Genomic DNA, 17,454 nt, shown 5'->3' with positions numbered 1-17,454 from the left:
TGACAATGTCCAAGAAGATCCACGTAACCGACACAATCCTGCGCGACGCCCACCAATCGCTGCTCGCCACTCGCATGCGCACCGAAGACATGCTGCCGATCTGCGACAAGCTCGACAAAGTCGGCTATTGGTCGCTGGAAGTCTGGGGCGGCGCAACCTTCGACGCTTGCGTGCGCTTTCTGAAGGAAGACCCGTGGGAGCGCCTGCGCCAACTGCGTGCGGCGCTGCCCAACACCCGCCTGCAAATGCTCCTGCGCGGCCAGAACCTGCTGGGCTACCGCCATTACAGCGACGACGTGGTCAAGGCGTTCGTGGCCAAGGCTGCGGTCAACGGCATCGATGTGTTCCGTATCTTCGATGCGATGAACGACGTGCGTAACCTGCGGGTCGCCATCGAAGCGGTGAAGGCTGCCGGCAAGCATGCCCAGGGCACCATCGCCTATACCACCAGTCCGGTGCACACCATCGAAGCATTCGTGGCCCAGGCCAAGCAGATGGAAGCCATGGGTTGCGACTCGGTGGCGATCAAGGACATGGCCGGGCTGCTGACCCCCTACGCCACTGGCGAATTGGTCAAAGCCCTGAAAGCCGAGCAATCGCTGCCGGTCTTCATCCATTCCCACGACACCGCCGGCCTCGCCGCGATGTGCCAGCTCAAGGCTGTCGAAAACGGCGCCGATCACATCGATACCGCGATCTCCAGCTTCGCCTGGGGCACCAGCCATCCAGGCACCGAGTCGATGGTCGCCGCTCTCAAGGGCAGCGAATTCGACACCGGCCTGGACCTGGAACTGCTGCAGGAAATCGGCCTGTACTTCTACGCCGTTCGCAAAAAATATCATCAGTTCGAGAGTGAATTCACCGCGGTGGACACCCGCGTCCAAGTCAACCAGGTTCCGGGTGGAATGATTTCCAACCTGGCCAACCAGTTGAAAGAGCAGGGCGCACTGAACCGCATGAACGAAGTGCTGGCGGAAATCCCACGAGTACGCGAAGACCTCGGCTTCCCGCCGCTGGTGACCCCGACCTCGCAGATCGTCGGCACCCAGGCGTTCTTCAACGTATTGGCCGGTGAGCGCTACAAGACCATCACCAACGAAGTGAAGCTCTACCTGCAAGGCGGATACGGCAAGGCACCTGGCGCGGTGAACGAGAAGCTGCGTCGCCAGGCCATCGGCAGCGAAGACGTGATCGATGTGCGTCCGGCCGACTTGCTCAAGCCGGAAATGACCCGGTTGCGTGGTGAAATCGGTGCCTTGGCCAAATCCGAGGAAGACGTGCTGACCTACGCGATGTTCCCGGACATCGGGCGCAAGTTCCTCGAGGAGCGTGAAGCCGGCACCTTGACACCCGAAGTACTGCTGCCTATCCCAGAGGCGGGCAGCGTGAGCTCCGCTGGCGGCGAAGGTGTACCGACCGAATTCGTCATCGATGTCCACGGCGAAACCTATCGCGTCGACATCACCGGCGTAGGCGTCAAGGCCGAGGGCAAGCGGCATTTTTATCTCTCCATCGATGGTATGCCGGAAGAGGTCGTGTTCGAACCGCTCAATGAGTTCGTCAGCGGCGGCAGCAGCAAGCGCAAGCAAGCCACCGCGCCGGGCCACGTCAGCACCACCATGCCAGGCAACATCGTTGATGTGCTGGTCAAGGAGGGCGACGTGGTGAAGGCCGGCCAAGCAGTGCTGATTACCGAAGCCATGAAAATGGAGACCGAGGTCCAGGCCGCCATCCCAGGCAAGGTCACGGCGATTCATGTAGCCAAGGGCGACCGGGTCAATCCGGGCGAAATCTTGGTGGAAATCGAAGGCTGATCCGAACAGCCGCGATATAACGTTTTACCTCGGGGGAGCAGGTGCTCCCCTTTTTTTGCCCGTTAGAACGCCATCCGCCATTGCCCGGTCAACGCGCCGTTACGGTTGTCCTGGCCCGTTTCTGCGCTGTAGCTCAACCCCAGGGTGTGACGTGGCGACATGGCCAGGTCCAACCCCGCTTGCAAGAGCAGGCTGTCCCGGTCCAGTTCCACCCCTTGGATGATGTAGGTGCTGCCACCGTTAGCCAGGCGTTGATGGGAGCTGCCCCTGATGTCGCCGTATAGGTGTTTCCAGCCGACATCCACGCGTGGCGTCAACCGCATGCCTTGGTCGAACGCAAAAGGGAGGGCGATACGCAGGCCGAGATCGCTGCTGAAGTGTTCCTGGCTCTGGTCGTGGTATTGCAATGCAGCATCGCCACCTTTTTCTGCATAGGCGTCGCGTTGGTAGCGTTGGTAACCCACCTGGATGTAGGGCTCCATATCGAAGTGTCCGACGTCCAGGTTGTAGCCGACCTGTCCAAAGATCTGTTGTGTCGTGGCGTCGTAGCGACCCTTGAGGTGATCCCTGAAACCATTGAACGCAACATGGCGTTTGGTGCTTCCGTCATGGCTGCCATAAACGGCACCCAGGCGCAGGGCCACTGGCCCATCCTGGCGCAAGGCATAGGCACCCACCAGCCAACTGTCGAGCGCGCCGTCGAATTGATAGCTGTCCAGCCGTGTCTGGGTTTTGCTGCCGATGACGCCCAGGCGCCAATCGGGGCTGACGGCCCAGTCGGTTCCCAGCATCAAACCTTTGGTCGAATGCTTCAGGGCAAAGCTGCCCAATTGCTTGGCGAGGCTGCCGTTGTTGCCGATGGCCTGGACCCAGACCTGGCCATTGCCATGCTCACCCGTCGGGTTGTTCCGGCCCATGGCGGAGAGCATTCCCGAGCTGATCGGTGCGACGCTGCTTAAAGTAGCACTGCCCAGGTCTGCCGTGTCGTAACCGCCCAGTTGGTCGATGGCATCGGCGGCGGTGGCCATGTTGGTACCGAGCAGGGCGTTGATGGCGGCGTTGGGTTTGGGGTTGGCTGCCACTTTCGCGGGTTCGTTGGGATATGACGCGGGATGACGGGTTTGCGATTCTGTGGCGGATATTTGTTCAGCGGGTAAAGCGACGGCGGGGCCAGCCTCCGTTGCTTCGGCATGGTGTTCCACGATACTGCTTATAACCGCTTGGCTATTAACCGTGGGCGCGATCTCGTCGGGCACCTTGTCCTTAAGCGCAAGGGTCAATCCTACTTCTCCAGTGGCGTACTCAGGTGTTGCCGTCATCAAGGCCAATTCGTTGATGACGTTCCCGAACTTCCCTTCGACTTTTTGCGCTTTTATCACGACGTGTTTGTTCTCAGCGATGGACTCGCCCGACAGAGACGTGATCTTCAACGTCGCATTGCCTAACGTCGCGGTACCGCCAACCTTGATCGTGGCGCCGCCTTTCTCCGTGTCGACTGCATAAGCCAGCGTCGCGCTTTTGGACAGCTTGAGGTCATGGGTAACCGAGGGGGCACCCATGACTGGAGCGACTTCAATCAAACCCGCCACATCCAGCGCGTCGACCGTCCCGTTGCCGCTGAACGTGCCGTTTTTTCCAACGAACACAGGCCCGGTCACGGTACCTGGGTTATGGAATACGCCAAGCACATGCACTGCGCCCGTTATCTGACCTGTGTTGGCCAGCTTTGCCTTTGAGTCAACCAGGCTTGCACCGGTGAGCGCGCCACTGTTCGACCATTCGCCTTGCTTGAGGTACAGATCCTTGAAGTTGCCGGTTGGACCGATTACGCCTCCCTTGCTGATATCCAACTGCAGGACATTGGTACCGCCGCCGCCGTCAGTGGGCCCGAAAAGTTCGCCTTGCTTGCTGACAATCACCAGGTCATTGCCGTCGCTCATCGATAGGGGCGCTTCCTGGGCCTCGATGACCGGTTCGATGTTTGTATCCGGCGCCGCCGCGAACGCCTTGAGCCTCGCCTGCATCTTGGCGGTTGTTTCAACGGGGTGGGCGTCCTCGGTAGCTGACTGGGCCATCGAAACCTCGGCACACCCGAGGGTCAAGGTTATTGCCAAAGCAAGATGGTGGGGCAGGAATAGGTGTTGGGTAGGCATTGAATGCGACCTGTAGTGGAGAAGGTCGCACTTTAAAAATTCACCGAAAGCGGCGATGCCAGCCATCTTCTCGCCGCAGAGGCGAATTGGCGGATGAAGAGCGTAGGCCGGTCGTGCTCGGTTCCCTCCATCGTCGCGATGGCTGGCGGAGCCTGTAGCTTTACCCTACAGCAGGTTCATACACGATCGATCAGCTGCGCTTTAGATAAGCCTTCCCATAATGCCGCTCCATCCGCGCTTGAATCAGCTCCAGCGCAATGGACATCAGCCAGTAGATAATCGCGGCCGTGGTCAGCATTTCGATATAGCGATAGCTGGAGCGACCATAAGATTGCGCCAGGAACATCACTTCCCAGACACCCATCACCGAGATCAGGGAGGAGTCCTTGAGCATGGAGATGAATTGGTTGGTGGTCGGCGGGATGATGGTGCGCATGGCCTGGGGCAGGGTGACGCGCCAGAAGATCACGGTTTCGCCCATGCCCAGGGCGAGGGAGGCTTCGCGTTGGCCGTGGGGAACGCCGAGGATGCCGGCGCGGAAGATTTCGCTCAGGTAGGCGCCGTAGTTCAGTGACAACGCGATGATGCCGGCGGCAATGGCGCCAGGAACGATGCCCAGCTGGGGCAGGCCCAGGTAGATCAGCAAAATCTGGATCAACAGCGGGGTGCCGCGAAAGAACGACGCATAGAAGCTGGCGATGCCGAACGCCACCGCACTGCTGGACAGCCGCGCCAGCGCGGTGATGAAGCCCAGGAGTGACGACGCGACGATCGAGCACAGGCACAGGAACAACGTCAGCACCGCGCCCTGCAGGAAGCCGTTGGGGGCCAGATGCAAACCGAGCAGGTTCGGCAGTTTGTCCAGGATGATCGAGAACTTCAGGTCGAAACTCAGGAAAAAACTGGCGAACAGCACCAGCATGACCGCCCACGTCAGGTACAAGCGTGTGCGAAAGCCGAAGATTTTATGCAGGCGCGACTCAGTCACCGGTGGCGGTAGCTGGACAGGAGGCGGAATGGAAGTCATTGGCTGATGTCGGCGCCGATCCATTTTTGCGAGAGCTTGCTCAGGGTGCCGTCCTGTTTCAGTTGGGCGAAGACTTCTTGCACCTTGCTGTTCCACTCGGCGTCACCCTTTTCGATGGCGACCGAGTTTGGCTCGGCATACAGCGCTTCGCCAGCGAGTTTGAAGCGCTTGTCTTCGGTCAGGCGTGGCTGAGCGGTCACCAGGTTGGTCAGCACCGCGTCCAGGCGCACTCCGGCGCCCAGGCCGAGGTCCTGGAACGCCACGTTATCGGTGTCATACGGGGCGATCTGTACGTTCTCGAACGGATAGCTCAACCGGGTATCTTGCGCGCCTTCAATGACCAGGTTCTTGTTCAAGTAGCTCTCATAGCTGGACGCGCTGGTCAGGCCGACCTTCTTGCCGCTCAGATCCTTGGCGCCATGGATGCTGTCGTCCTTGGCGTTGACCACGATGACCGCTGGCGAGGCGTAGTACTGCACCGGGAAATCGAACACCTCGGCGCGGGCCTTGCTCGGTGTCATGGAGCAGATGCAGATATCGTAGCGCCCGCTCCAGCGGCCGGCCGCAATCACGTCCCAGGACGGCGTTTCCAGGCGCAGCTTCACGCCCAGTTTCTGCGCCACGGCCTTGGCGACGTCCACGTCGAAACCGTCTAGCTGGTTCTGGTCATTGAGGAACGAGAAGGGTGGATAGCTTTCCATCAACACGCCGACGAGTTCTTTTTTCTGCTCGATACGCTCCAGGGTGGTGCCAGCGAGCGCCTGGGAAGACGCAGCCAGCAGACCCAGGCCCAGGGCCAGCAACGGTTGAAATTTCATGGGCGATCCCTGGTTGAAAAAGAGGTTGTGATTGGCGAAAGAGTGCGCATTAAATAGTTATAAGAACTACTCCGGTAGTGAGTATTTTTCATAAGCTTATGAGTGAATCGCATATGGGCGCAGCAACAGTCATTCTCGATGGCGGCATGGGCCGTGAATTGCAATGCCGCGGCGCGCCGTTTCGACAGCCCGAGTGGTCGGCGCTGGCGCTGAGCGAAGCGCCCCAGGCAGTGGAAGACGTCCATGCCGCTTATATCGCCAGCGGCGCCAACGTGATCACCAGCAACAGTTACGCCGTGGTGCCGTTCCATATTGGCGAGGCGCGTTTTGCCGCCGAGGGCCAGGCGCTGGCGGCTTTGGCCGGTGAGCTGGCGCGGCGGGCGGTGCAGGCTTCAGGCAAAACCGTACGAGTGGCCGGGTCGCTGCCGCCGCTGTTCGGTTCCTATCGTCCCGATCTGTTCGATGCGTCCCGTGCCGGTGAGCTGCTGGCGCCTTTGGTGGCGGGCCTGGCGCCCCACGTCGACCTGTGGCTGGCAGAAACCCAAAGCTCAACGGTCGAGGCACGAGCCATCCGTGCCGGGATCCCACGGGATGGCAAGCCGTTCTGGCTATCGTTCACCTTGAAAGACGAGGACACGGATGAAGTGCCGCGCCTGCGTTCCGGTGAACCCGTGGCGGATGCCGCGGCCGTCGCAGCGCAGCTGGGCGTCGAGACGCTCCTGTTCAACTGCAGTCAGCCGGAGGTGATCGGTGGCGCCATCGATGCCGCGCGGCAGACGTTCGAGCGCCTGGGCGTGAAAATCCACATCGGTGCCTACGCCAACGCGTTTCCGCCGCAGCCCAAGGAGGCGACCGCCAACGACGGGTTGGACCCATTGCGCGACGACCTTGATCCACCGGGGTATCTTCAGTGGGCAACGGACTGGCAAAAGCGCGGGGCCAGTCACCTGGGGGGCTGCTGCGGAATCGGGCCGGAGCATATCGCCGTCCTGGCGCGACGATTGGGTTGAGAGGCGTGGCGGTTGGCCGAGGAATTGGCCGACCGCTTGTTCATCCCCGCTTACGATTTTTACCCAAAACGACAGCGACGCCATACATATGTATGGCCGTGCTGCGCGACTGACGCGTTAGGTTTCCGGACTTTCCAATCAACCCTTGGACAGTCCAATGCCCTCTGATTCGACAAATCAACCCAGCCCCCTCCCGATACCCAACGCGGCGCCATTGAGTGGTGACCGCCAGCCGTCCTGCGAGCCCGTACCAACAGAAACGCTCATGCCAGACGACGACCTGAGCGCCGCCGGCAAAGAGCAGCTGCGACAATTGAAGTTGCTGGACGCCAACCAGAAGAGCCTGGCGCTTCTATTCGCCGGCCTGCCAACTTTCGATACGGTGATCAATAACCTGTTGGTCAGCTCGATCAAGAGGAAAATACCCGAGCGTAAACTCCGTCCAGCACTGCTTGAAAATATCGACCCTGATCATTGCTACGTGAATCACTTCGCCATCGACTCGGATGGCGGGCGCACGTTGACGCACTCGCAGAGTTTTACCGACGTGATGCGTAGCAGTTTGGAAACCGATACGCCTCCCATCTATACGGCCGGTGGCGTAGGTTTCTACATTCGCCCGGATACCGTAGACGAAGCTGACAGTATTTTTTCCAGCCCTGCGGATAGCAAGATCCTACAAGCAATGGAGGCGACGTTTTACATAGCTGGCCCGACGACCAACGAGACGGTAAGGCAGCAATTGCGTGACGACCTCAGTCTCTTTCGCAGCAGCGAGCGCTGGGCGGGCATCCTCGACAGGGCGGACTCATCGACGGTTCAAGCGGTATTCGCCCATCTGCTTTCGCGGCGTTTCCTGCATCTTTGCGACCTGTACAAAGCCGACCGCAAGCCGGCTGCCTCACCGGGCGAGCGGACGCAGCGGGCCGAGGATGACCGCCTGTTGGACATCCTCACCACTCATCCCTCCATGATCGACAGGGGACGTTTGCAACGAGCGCCCATTCCCCATGTTTATGCGGTCATGCTCGATACGGGGCGCGCAAAGCCGCAGCAGTGGCCAGCCGCGATGGTAATCAAGCAAACCGACCGACAACGGTTGTTCTTGTATTCCATGGAAGGCGGCCTACAGGGCTTCTCCTCCTTTCAGGCAATGACCGTTGCGGTGAGTCCGCTCTATGACGGGCAGGAACGCACGATCCTGAATATTTCCTCCGAGCTGTCCGGGCATGTGTTTGAAGTGGCGGCCTCGGATCTTTTCCAGCGGCAAAGCACAGCGCTCGAAAAATTCCTGAGCACACCCATCGACGGGACGATGACCTTGGAAGCTTTTGCCCAACAGGCAGAAGAAGCCCTGAGTCTGCCTGTGCTATCGCTCTCCGGGCCATTGGCGGTGCGTCGGTTGACCCGAGTCGAAAACAACCGTCCGGTCTTCTACGCATCCGCGACACTGTCTGAGCAAGCGACCTATCGTCGTCTGGAAGCGCAGGTGTACCAGGGGGTTTATGAACTGAGTGGTCGCGTCCAGTCGCTCGTGCAATTCACTCAGGAGAAGATCAAGCAATACCTTAAGCAAACGTTGCACCCGGCCATTAAGCCCGATCCGGATCGGACCCAGGTGACGCTGTCTTTTGGCAACAAAGCCAACCCAAGACAGTCGCGCACCGTCAGCCTGACCCAGCTGATGCTAGATAATCTCCGCCCGCCAGATTATCCGGAGGCAATGAGCGAAGTGTCGACGGTCTATCTTGTCGATCAGCACTGCCAGCGCATTCGACACCCGGATAATGACGTTCCGCTCACCCTGACCGGGAGCGAACTCGCCCGCATGGCCAAGAGCCTGGATGCCGGCGGCAACTATGAAATCCTGCTGCGAGAGGAGATGAACAAACCGCAATACAAGGCGGCATGGCAAGCGGCGTATCTGGCGAACTTGAAGTTCAAGGGCTACGAGGCCGGGCTGAGGGGCGACAGCGTGTTCGAGGCTACTGGCCTGGACAAGACCGGCAACCCACCGAAGCTGCAAAAATTGGTGCCTCTCTGGTTGGCCGCCGTGTTGAAGTCTCCTGTGGCGGAGGCTCGTGCCCAGGCCTTCGGGCGAAGGGTGCATGTTCATGGCCTGTTGCTCGGGGGAAGCGTGGGGGCGGGAGGACAGCATGGAACGATGGGCAACGCCCTCAGTGTGGATGGCGCGCTGATCTTTACCGATCAGCTCGGGCCGGAAATCAACGGTCCCGTAGGGGTGTACTTTCCAGACAGCCCTGATGGCGACGACTTCCAGGAATTTTCCGATCTGGGTGAGGGTATCGGGGAGCTTCTGCTGCAAGAAAAATGGCAAGGGTATTTCCGTTCGCGAATATCCGCGCCCGATGCTGAAGAATTGAAGGGGGTATCAGCGCAGCGACGCGGTCGGCCGCTGATTCGTGGCTCCTTGATTGCCGGTGATTTGTTGGAGACGCTTCATCGAGCCTATGTAAATTTTCATAGCGCCCATGCCGATCACTTGTCCAACAGCAACCTGGACGTCCGGCGTCACCACGCTGCCCGGGTGTTCATGGTGACGGTCGATATTCTGTTGGAAGTGGCCGGCGTGCTGGCGGTGCCGGGTTTCCAGCTACTCAAGCGAGCCGTGAGAACCGGCTCGTTCGTGCTCAGGAGCGGTGTGGTTCCACGGGACCTCAATACCTTGGTCTTCATCGACAAAGTGGCTAACCGTCTTGGGCAGGGCAGTGCCCATGGATGGATGATTCCATCGCGAGGCCAAGCCTCGTTTCCAGCGGTGAAAGCTCGTCAACATGCTGACGAAGCGTTGGCCGGATTGCCGCTGGAGGAGGCGATCTATCATCGTTATGCGGTGAAGGATACGGCGCCGATCCGAGGGCTGGCCCCTGATGCCCAAGGCTTCTATCGTCCCAGGCTCAACAATGACGGCACGGCACAGGTCTATGTGCGGCAACCCGACGGGACGGTTTTTCGCGTACACGATCACACGAAGATGACCGCCACCGAGGCCACGATCGTCGATCCATTGACGGGTCTGAGTATCCGTTCCAGTGGTGTGATGAGAAGTACCGTGGCACGCATGCCCAATGGCGAATGGCGCGCCGTGGGATTCGGCCAGGGCGGGGGTAAACGGCCTTCCCAAACGCCGCCTCCGTCGGGCCCTTCCAAGCCCAAGGTCCCTGCCCTGACTGACCCGGGTATCGCCGACGCCGTTCGTACCTTGGGCAACTGGGACAACGAGATCATGGACCTGGTCCCCTCCATCATCACGCAGGTACCGAGTTGGCCACAGAGTCGCAGCTTGTTGATCATTGATGAAGTATCCGCCAGCCGCGCATGGTCAGTGCGCTACACCCCAGGGCGGGACGAACGTGTATATCCAAGCAGTGTTCATCCCGACAGAGCGAACACGGATGTTGTCCTGCGGCGCACGGGCCAAAATCATTACAGCCTGGTCTTGGGCAATCGCGTCATGGAGATCACCGCCGACGGTGACTGCTTTTTTAACGCCGTTGCTCGCGGCCTGAATGATGGGAGGCTACAGGGGGACTTCTCGATAAGAGGGCTGCGTAATGCCGCCGCCGATTACATCGATCAGCACCCCAATATCCGTAGTTTTCTAACGCCGCAAGTCTCCGGGATACGGCAGGCGCTTGTCGATAATGCGCCAACGTTGGAGCAACTTCTGGGAAAGGCGGCGGTGCTTGACCTGACGCAAATTATTCATGGGGCCCCCAATCCGCATCGCTTGTTCCAACCGATCATGAACTATTTGCGTTCATACGCCGAAGCTTCGCTGCGTGACTATTTGCGAAATGTACAATCCTTGAGCTTGCCTCCGGAAATGCTGCATAGCATCGCCAGACATTTCTCGCCACGAACGCCTGGCCAATTGATACAGAGCGATTTTCCTTTTTACCAGGCCAACGAAGACGACCTGATCAAGTTTTTCGAGGACATATTATTGGATCCAATTGTTGATCGAGAAATTCTCGAACTGATGAACAACGAATACCTCATGCTCTCCCAGGACGTCTTGCACATCATGCTTGAATACGGCCTGAGGGCCCGGGAGCTGACCGATCACCATCCCCGGAATCTCATGGCCTACGTCAAGTTTGACCAGGCCTTGCACGGCGAAATGAGCCATGAACAGTTGGATGAGCTGGTGGGGGATGCTTATCTGATAGATCGGGGTGACCTCAAGGATGTCCAGCGCAGACTTGAGCGAGAAACAGGCAAGCTTGTTAGTGACGATGCGCGGTTGATGGATCAGTACATTTACTATGACCGCGCCGAAGACCTTGTCGACTTGCTCAGGGTAGCCCTTGGCCGGTTTCCCGATTTGCTCAGGCGCGCCGAAATCGCTTTGCAGTCCCCAGTTATCACTTCCAACCTGGGCGGCATGCTGCCATTGAGCGTGGTGTCGCAGTGGATACGCGATCCGAGCCTTACCGATGGGCGGCTTCGGCTCATTGCCGCCTACACCACTACTCGTTATACGGAAGTCGTGATTACCGGCGATATCGATATCGGTTGGATGCGGGCGTTTGACGACGATAACGTCCGGGACATTATTTTCCATCAGCGGCCGTTGGTGAACTTCATGCGATTCATTGGCGGCGTGCGCGGGAACCTGATGGACAACGATCTACCCGCCGTCGCCAGACTGTTCAGCACGCCAGGAAATCCTCCTTCTAATAGCCGGGTCTCTTTGTTGTTACAAACCCCTGCCGTCTGGAGCTCGATTCACAATATGGCCGCAATCACAGCCGAGGGGGCCAGAAGCCTCTGGGACGATCTGGTCAGCGTGCAATACAGCGACGACCTGATTCGCGAAACGCTCCAGCGGCCTGGTTCGCTGGCGTCCGAATCGGCTTTCGCGGGCGCGTTGGTGGACAGCCTGCTAAACGAGGAAGCTCGTGCGCACCAACTGCTTCTGGGGACTTACGCAGTGAGCCAAGGAGAGGCCCAGCAATTGCTGCGGCGCTTCAGGTTTTCAGGCAACCGGGCGGAGCACAGTCGTCTGAGCTTCGCACGCTACCTGAGTCATCACGGGGGAATACCCGAATGGGCCTGGCAGTATGCCAACGAGGGCGTGACACCCGAATCCCTCAGTCGATTTCTAACCACGAGACGACCACCAAAAGCGGAGTGATCCAATCGCCGTCGCGTGGCTGGCTCGCGATGGCGACCCTGCGGAAACACGCATTCACATATGCACGTGGCTGTCCAAGGTTGCCTATATATATGTATGGCTTGATGGTGGCGACGGAAGGATAGGGTCGGGTTCTTCAATAAACAAAGGGACCCCCCATGACCTTATTTCTTAACGACGAACCAGGCGTGCCGCTCCAGGCGCCTGGCATCACGCTAACGCCTATTCATTCACTACCCGACGGCCATGCATTCGAGCCGCACACGTTCGCCGATCAGTGGTTGCTGGAGTTGGGACTGCTGGGTGATACACCGCTTCGTGTGACTTACCGGGAAGTTGGAGCCGCTGGTTTGGCTGCTGAAGATAGAATCGCATCGGTTCCCTTGCGTGCCGCTGTCACGCAGGGTTTTCTCAAGGCCTATTAAAGCAAGCCTATTGCTTCCCTCGCGGCTTTCAACCGATGCGAGGATTGGATCGAGTATCCCCACAGAAGCCATATGAAGCGGGATTTTTCGGCACTTCGTATCGACGGCTTTGTGCTTCCAAGAAACCTGTTGCAGAAGTTGCAAGCAGGCGTGCCGCCGGGCTACAGGGGGCCTGGGCTCGCTTTCGAGACCGATTCCGTCAATCAAGTTAACCCGCTTGCCCCTCAAGAAGAGGCTCGCCCTAAACAGCTGAAACATCTGGCCCCCCATAAGGCCGATCTGGATCGTTTGTTCGCAGGCTTGCCCACGTTCGACACGGCGCTGAAGAATTTGCTGGTCAATTCGATCAGGGAAAAGATCGAGCCGAACAAATTCCGTGGCGCAGCGCTATTGGCGATCGACCCGGACAATTGTTATGTGAATCACTTCACGACAGATTCCCTCGGGGCGCGCTCACGGGCTTCTTCAATGAGTTTCAGCGAAGTCATGATGGACTGTTTGTCTACTGACGAGCCTCCTGTATACGCCCAGGGAAGCGTAGGTTTTTTCACTCGCTCGGACACCGTGCAAGAGACCGAAAGCCTATTCGTCGACCCGGTGGATGCGCATATCCTGGCGGCCATGACGTCGGCGTTCCATATCGAGAACCCGACCACCAATATTCACCTGAGACGTCAGTTCCTTGATGATCTGGCCGCATTTCGCATGAAGGAGACCGTGAGAGATGCCCTCGACCCGGTTATCCCCTCTACCGCGCAAGATGAGCTGGTGCTCAGGCTTTCCCAACGATTCCTGTATTTATTCGATTTATACAAAGCCGATCGAGATCCCTCTGCACGGTTAACCCATGCGGAGCAGATCCTGCGCAATGACGAGGATCGCCTGCTGAGCATCATCACGACTCACCCTTCAGAGTCGGCCAGGGGAAGTTTGATGAGGAAAGAGCATCTTCCCCATGTATATAAGGTCATGCTTGAAATGGAGGGCGACTTGTCGCAGAAGTGGCCGGCCGCGATGGTGATCAAACAAAGTGATCAGCCGGCTTTATTTCTGTACTCCATGGAAGGAGGCATACAGCGGTTCGATGAGTTCCACGAGTTGGTGAATTCGGTAAGCCCGGTCTATCAAGGACAGCAGCGCAAAATCCAAAGTATTGACCAGGCGCTTCCTGAGCATGTATTCGAGCAGGCAGCAAACGACCTGCTTGATCTTCAGTACGCGGCGTTACAAGCCGTTCTAAAAGCACCGGAACGGGTGCAGTTCGATTTGGCCCGCTTTGCCCTGGATGCTGAGAAATCGCTGGAACTGCCGATGCTGGCGCTCGACGGTGTGCTGATCGCCCGAAGCGAAACCTTGTTCAAGAACAGTCGTCCGAGCGCCTACAAAATCGCGACGGTTGCGCAGAAGCGCATTTATCGCTTCCTCGAAGATGAGGCGCTGACAGCGGAAGGCGAAATTGCCAAAAGACGCGTTAAGACACTGTCGGAGTTCTCTCGCGAAAAAATCGTCGCTTATCTCCAGGAGCATCTGCACAAGGACATTGATCCCGATCCAGACCGGACGTTGATTACCCTGTTTCAAGGGCGCGCGTGTACCTCGAAGGACTCGCGGGCCACCAGCCTGACCCAACTGATGATCGAGAATACGCGCCCTTCGCAGTACCCCAATGCCATGAAGGAAATCCGGCCTGTCTATCTGGTCGATCAGGACGGCCAACCCATCAGCCATCCACTGACCCGTCGTTTCATTCTTTTAAAGGGGCCTGAGCTTGCCGAGATGGCGACAAGCCTTGATATCGGCGGCTGCTACGAGACGTACCTCAAGGAAAAAATGAATGCGCCCGACTACAAGGAGGCCTGGTGGGACGCTTACCTGGCCAATATGTCCCTCAAGGGCTACGAAGCCGTCCTCAAAGATGATGATGTACTCAAAGAGACCGTGACGGATGTCAGCGTCCATCCAGCACGCACCGAAAAACGGGTCGTGCTCTGGCAGGATGCGGTTATCAAATCAACGAGGGCAAAGGATCGCGCAAGAGTACAGGGAAGGGAGGTGCATGTTTACGGTCTGCTGTTGTGCGGGACCGTAGGCGTTGGAGGCCAGCATGGCAACTTGGGCAACGCAACCAGTGTCGACGGTGTGTTGATTTTTTCAGATCAGGACGGGCCGACAATACAGGGAACCGTTGGCGTCTATTTTCCGGACAGTCCCGGTGGCGATGATCTCCATGAGTTTGCCAATCTCAATGATGGTGTTGCGCAGCTTCTTCAGCGGGAAGAATGGCAGGTCTATTTCTCCTCCCGCATCGCCACTAACAATCCTGAAGAACTGAAACAAATATTCGGAACGCGAAGCGGTCGCCCCTTGGTTCGGGGCGCGTTGATCAGCGGTGATTTGTCTGAAGCGCTGCATCAGGCGCATGTGAGATTTCGAATTGCCCATGCCGATCATCGTTCCAACAGCAACCGCAACATCCTGCACCAAACCATTTTCAACCTTACCGTGATGGCGTTCGAAACGGTCCTGGACGTGGTTTCGTTTCTGGCACCCGCTTACGCCGCGTTGCAGCTGTATTTGATGGTCGCCAAGACTGGCCAAATCCCGCTTCACCTGAACATTGTCAAATACTTGATCCGCTCCGGCATCGCGCCGCGACCCATCGGAGGTGCGATGGGCACTTCACGAAGTAGATCGTTCTCCCTAGAGGTATTGGCTCGTCTAAGCCAACAGGAAAAACCGATTGGGTTGCCATTGGAACAAGCAATCTACGGCCCCTACGCGGTGAAGGATGCAACGGTTACACGAGGGCTAACCCCGGACACTGGTGGGTTTTACCGCGTTACCGTTCGGGATGCAGCGACAGGCGCTGTCTCCGCTCGCCCGGTGTATGTGCGACAACCGGAGGGAATGGTGCTCCGGGTGCACGACAATACCAAGCTGAACGCAACCGAGGCGACCTTGGTCGATCCCGTTTCAGGGTCGAGCATCCGCTCCAGTGGCGTGATGAGAAGCACCGTGGCACGCATGCCGGATGGGGAATGGCGTGCGGTCGGGTTCGGCCGCGGAGGTGGCGGGGAACGTCCAACGCGGCAGTCCTCGCGGCCGGGCCCGTCAAGTTCGGGCACTGCTGGCCAGACGCTCGAGGACATGATCGCTGTGCTGGAACAGCCCGGCCAATGGGATTTTCTGCTGATGGATATCGTTCCCGAACTCGTGCCCCGTATTCCGAACTGGCCGCAAAACCGGGGCCTGGTCATCATGGATGTCAGGCCCGGGAGGCTCCCTTCCACCCTGCGGTTCTCGCACCAGGCAGGCCCGGAACGTTTGTCGAGCCGTCCGGATTACGCCACGGATGTGGTGGTGAGACGGTCGAGCGACAGCCACTATGATTTGATCCAGGCAGGTCGTGTCATTCCAATCCGAAGCCTCGGTGACTGTTTCTTCTCGGCGGTTACCCAGGGCTTGGACGAACTTGAGGGAAGGGTTGTTTTCTCCCCGACAGAGTTGCGCCTGGCGTCGGCAAGATACATTCGCGAAAACCTTGAATCGTTTCGCCATCTGGAAGTTCAGGACGCCCCCCGCCGAATGCAGCCGTCGGGTAGCCAGGGGGAGGAGGCGGTCGCGGAGGCGGGGCAGGTGTTTGTGAAAACGGAGACCACGCTTGAAAATCTTCTGGGCAGGGAGACCCTGGATGTTGTAACGAGGCTGCTCGCTGGCGCGCCTAACCCTTATAGGTTGTTTAGATCGCCGCGGGTACGCCTGTCGCTGCGTGCAGGTTTGGCTGCGGTCGGTTCCTCGTCGGAACTCTGGAGGCAAATCGAGCAGTTGGCGCCGGTCCGGCCTTTGTATGGATTGGCAACCTCATTCACGCCCTACACACCCGCCCAGAGAAGCGTTGTCGAAGAGCTCCTGGATATGACGCTGGTCGGCAACGAAGGTGGGAGAACGATCGATCTTCTGGCCAGGGATGGCTATTTTCAGTTGAACCGGGATTCGATTCATATCTTGCTTGAGTACGGCGTAGGTATCGATGAGTGGTACAAATTTTATCCCAAGAGCCCGACAGCCTATATTCCGAGCAGCGAGGCGGGTGCTGGGGATGTGCGGGGGCTCCTTAACGGCAGGGAGTTGGTGCATCCACATCAGTTGGCCGAGCTTGCCAATACACTTAACCTGAATCCCGGCAAGGGAAGGCCGACCAGCGGAATGATCGAGTTATTCCGCTATAGAAAAATGACTGGACGCACCGTTGGGTTACTTCGAGGTGCCCTGCGCAATAAAGGTAGGTTGTTGGCCCGGGCTGAGCGGGTTCTAGCCTCTCGTGTGATCGAAACCAATCTTGGCGGTGCGTTGCCCGTCTCTGTATTTTCAAGGTGGATAAGTCATCCGGCGCTCAGCTCGGCGAAGCTTGAGTTTATTGCCAGATATGCCGAAACCCGTGTGCAGGAGCTATTGAATACCGGCGATATCGATATCCGATGGATCCACGGGTTCACCGACAAGACGCTGAGAACCATCGAAATACATTCAGCACCGCTAGCAGCTTTTGTTCGTTTCCTGGAGCCACAATCGGGAAGTGCTACAGATATCGGTATGGCGGGTATCGCCAGATTGCTAACCGGCCCCGATGGCGTTCCGTCGAACTCCAGAACTATTATTTTGCTCGACGTCCCTAACTTGTTGGCTAATCTGACCCACAATTTTACCCGCGAGGAAGCCAGGAGTATTTGGACAGAGTTGATCAGCCCTTACTACAGTGACCTGAATATCTACGACGCGCTTGGGCAGGTCCGCCCGTTGAACTCCGAAGCGAATTTCACCTCGGCGTTGATCAACGCTCTCCAGGAGGATGTGGCACGCGCGCACCAGCTGATTGACCGTGTCTTTGCCGATCCCACGACCTCGGCGCAGGTACCGAATCACCTGTATCGCTTTGACTTTACGGCGAATCGAGCGGAACACAGCCTTCTGATGTTCGCAGAATACGTGAGTTGTTTTAACCGAATACCGGACTGGGCATGGCAATACAAAAAATATAAATAATGA

General features: G+C 58.1%; 8 protein-coding genes. 5 read left to right on the top strand and 3 right to left on the bottom strand.

Features of this window, described 5'->3' with window-relative positions; translation table 11 throughout:
- Window positions 1–5 precede the first annotated feature (5 nt).
- On the top strand, window positions 6–1,814 hold the full coding sequence (gene oadA, locus J3P90_RS25860) for a sodium-extruding oxaloacetate decarboxylase subunit alpha (RefSeq protein ID WP_434675592.1): 1,809 nt from the start codon (window positions 6–8) through the stop codon (window positions 1,812–1,814).
- Window positions 1,815–1,876: 62 nt separating this feature from the next.
- On the opposite strand, the gene J3P90_RS25855 is transcribed toward oadA, so the two are convergent.
- The 3 genes from J3P90_RS25855 to J3P90_RS25845 form a co-directional block, all read right to left on the bottom strand.
- Window positions 1,877–3,889, bottom strand: coding sequence for an autotransporter outer membrane beta-barrel domain-containing protein (locus J3P90_RS25855; RefSeq protein ID WP_434675591.1), 2,013 nt, complete (start codon window positions 3,887–3,889; stop codon window positions 1,877–1,879).
- 268 nt (window positions 3,890–4,157) lie between these two features.
- The gene (locus tag J3P90_RS25850) at window positions 4,158–4,994 is read right to left on the bottom strand and encodes an amino acid ABC transporter permease (RefSeq protein WP_434675590.1); all 837 of its coding nucleotides are present in this window, start codon (window positions 4,992–4,994) and stop codon (window positions 4,158–4,160) included.
- Window positions 4,991–5,812 carry an ABC transporter substrate-binding protein gene (locus J3P90_RS25845; protein WP_434675589.1) on the bottom strand — a complete coding sequence of 274 codons (822 nt, stop codon included), beginning with the start codon at window positions 5,810–5,812 and terminating at the stop codon, window positions 4,991–4,993. Before J3P90_RS25845 ends, J3P90_RS25850 begins: the two co-directional genes overlap by 4 nt.
- Window positions 5,813–5,925: 113 nt before the next feature.
- On the opposite strand from J3P90_RS25845, the gene J3P90_RS25840 reads away from it, so the two are divergent.
- From J3P90_RS25840 to J3P90_RS25825, 4 genes are all read left to right on the top strand, one after another.
- Window positions 5,926–6,822 (top strand): homocysteine S-methyltransferase family protein, encoded by an 897-nt coding sequence (locus J3P90_RS25840; RefSeq protein WP_434675588.1) that lies wholly within the window; start codon window positions 5,926–5,928, stop codon window positions 6,820–6,822.
- Between the two features lie 265 nt (window positions 6,823–7,087).
- The gene (locus tag J3P90_RS25835) at window positions 7,088–11,983 is read left to right on the top strand and encodes a dermonecrotic toxin domain-containing protein (protein WP_434675587.1); all 4,896 of its coding nucleotides are present in this window, start codon (window positions 7,088–7,090) and stop codon (window positions 11,981–11,983) included.
- A 158-nt stretch (window positions 11,984–12,141) separates the two neighbouring features.
- Window positions 12,142–12,408 (top strand): hypothetical protein, encoded by a 267-nt coding sequence (locus J3P90_RS25830; protein WP_434675586.1) that lies wholly within the window; start codon window positions 12,142–12,144, stop codon window positions 12,406–12,408.
- Between the two features lie 72 nt (window positions 12,409–12,480).
- Window positions 12,481–17,451, top strand: a complete 4,971-nt coding sequence (locus J3P90_RS25825; protein ID WP_434675585.1) for a dermonecrotic toxin domain-containing protein — start codon at window positions 12,481–12,483, stop codon at window positions 17,449–17,451.
- Window positions 17,452–17,454: the final 3 nt, after the last annotated feature.

Origin of the sequence: Pseudomonas sp. D3-10, from assembly GCF_051132175.1 — a bacterium.
Taxonomy (GTDB): Bacteria; Pseudomonadota; Gammaproteobacteria; order Pseudomonadales; family Pseudomonadaceae; genus Aquipseudomonas.
Note: the sequence above shows the minus strand (reverse complement) of the source record. Positions and strands in the feature narration are given on the sequence as shown.

Excerpts from the sequence above, each read along its gene's own strand:
- J3P90_RS25830 (WP_434675586.1), top strand. The coding sequence starts at position 12,142 with ATGACCTTATTTCTTAACGACGAACCAGGCGTGCCGCTCCAGGCGCCT.
- J3P90_RS25840 (WP_434675588.1), top strand. The coding sequence starts at position 5,926 with ATGGGCGCAGCAACAGTCATTCTCGATGGCGGCATGGGCCGTGAATTG.
- J3P90_RS25825 (WP_434675585.1), top strand. The coding sequence starts at position 12,481 with ATGAAGCGGGATTTTTCGGCACTTCGTATCGACGGCTTTGTGCTTCCA.
- J3P90_RS25850 (WP_434675590.1), bottom strand. The coding sequence starts at position 4,994 with ATGACTTCCATTCCGCCTCCTGTCCAGCTACCGCCACCGGTGACTGAG.
- J3P90_RS25835 (WP_434675587.1), top strand. The coding sequence starts at position 7,088 with ATGCCAGACGACGACCTGAGCGCCGCCGGCAAAGAGCAGCTGCGACAA.
- J3P90_RS25855 (WP_434675591.1), bottom strand. The coding sequence starts at position 3,889 with ATGGCCCAGTCAGCTACCGAGGACGCCCACCCCGTTGAAACAACCGCC.
- oadA (WP_434675592.1), top strand. The coding sequence starts at position 6 with ATGTCCAAGAAGATCCACGTAACCGACACAATCCTGCGCGACGCCCAC.
- J3P90_RS25845 (WP_434675589.1), bottom strand. The coding sequence starts at position 5,812 with ATGAAATTTCAACCGTTGCTGGCCCTGGGCCTGGGTCTGCTGGCTGCG.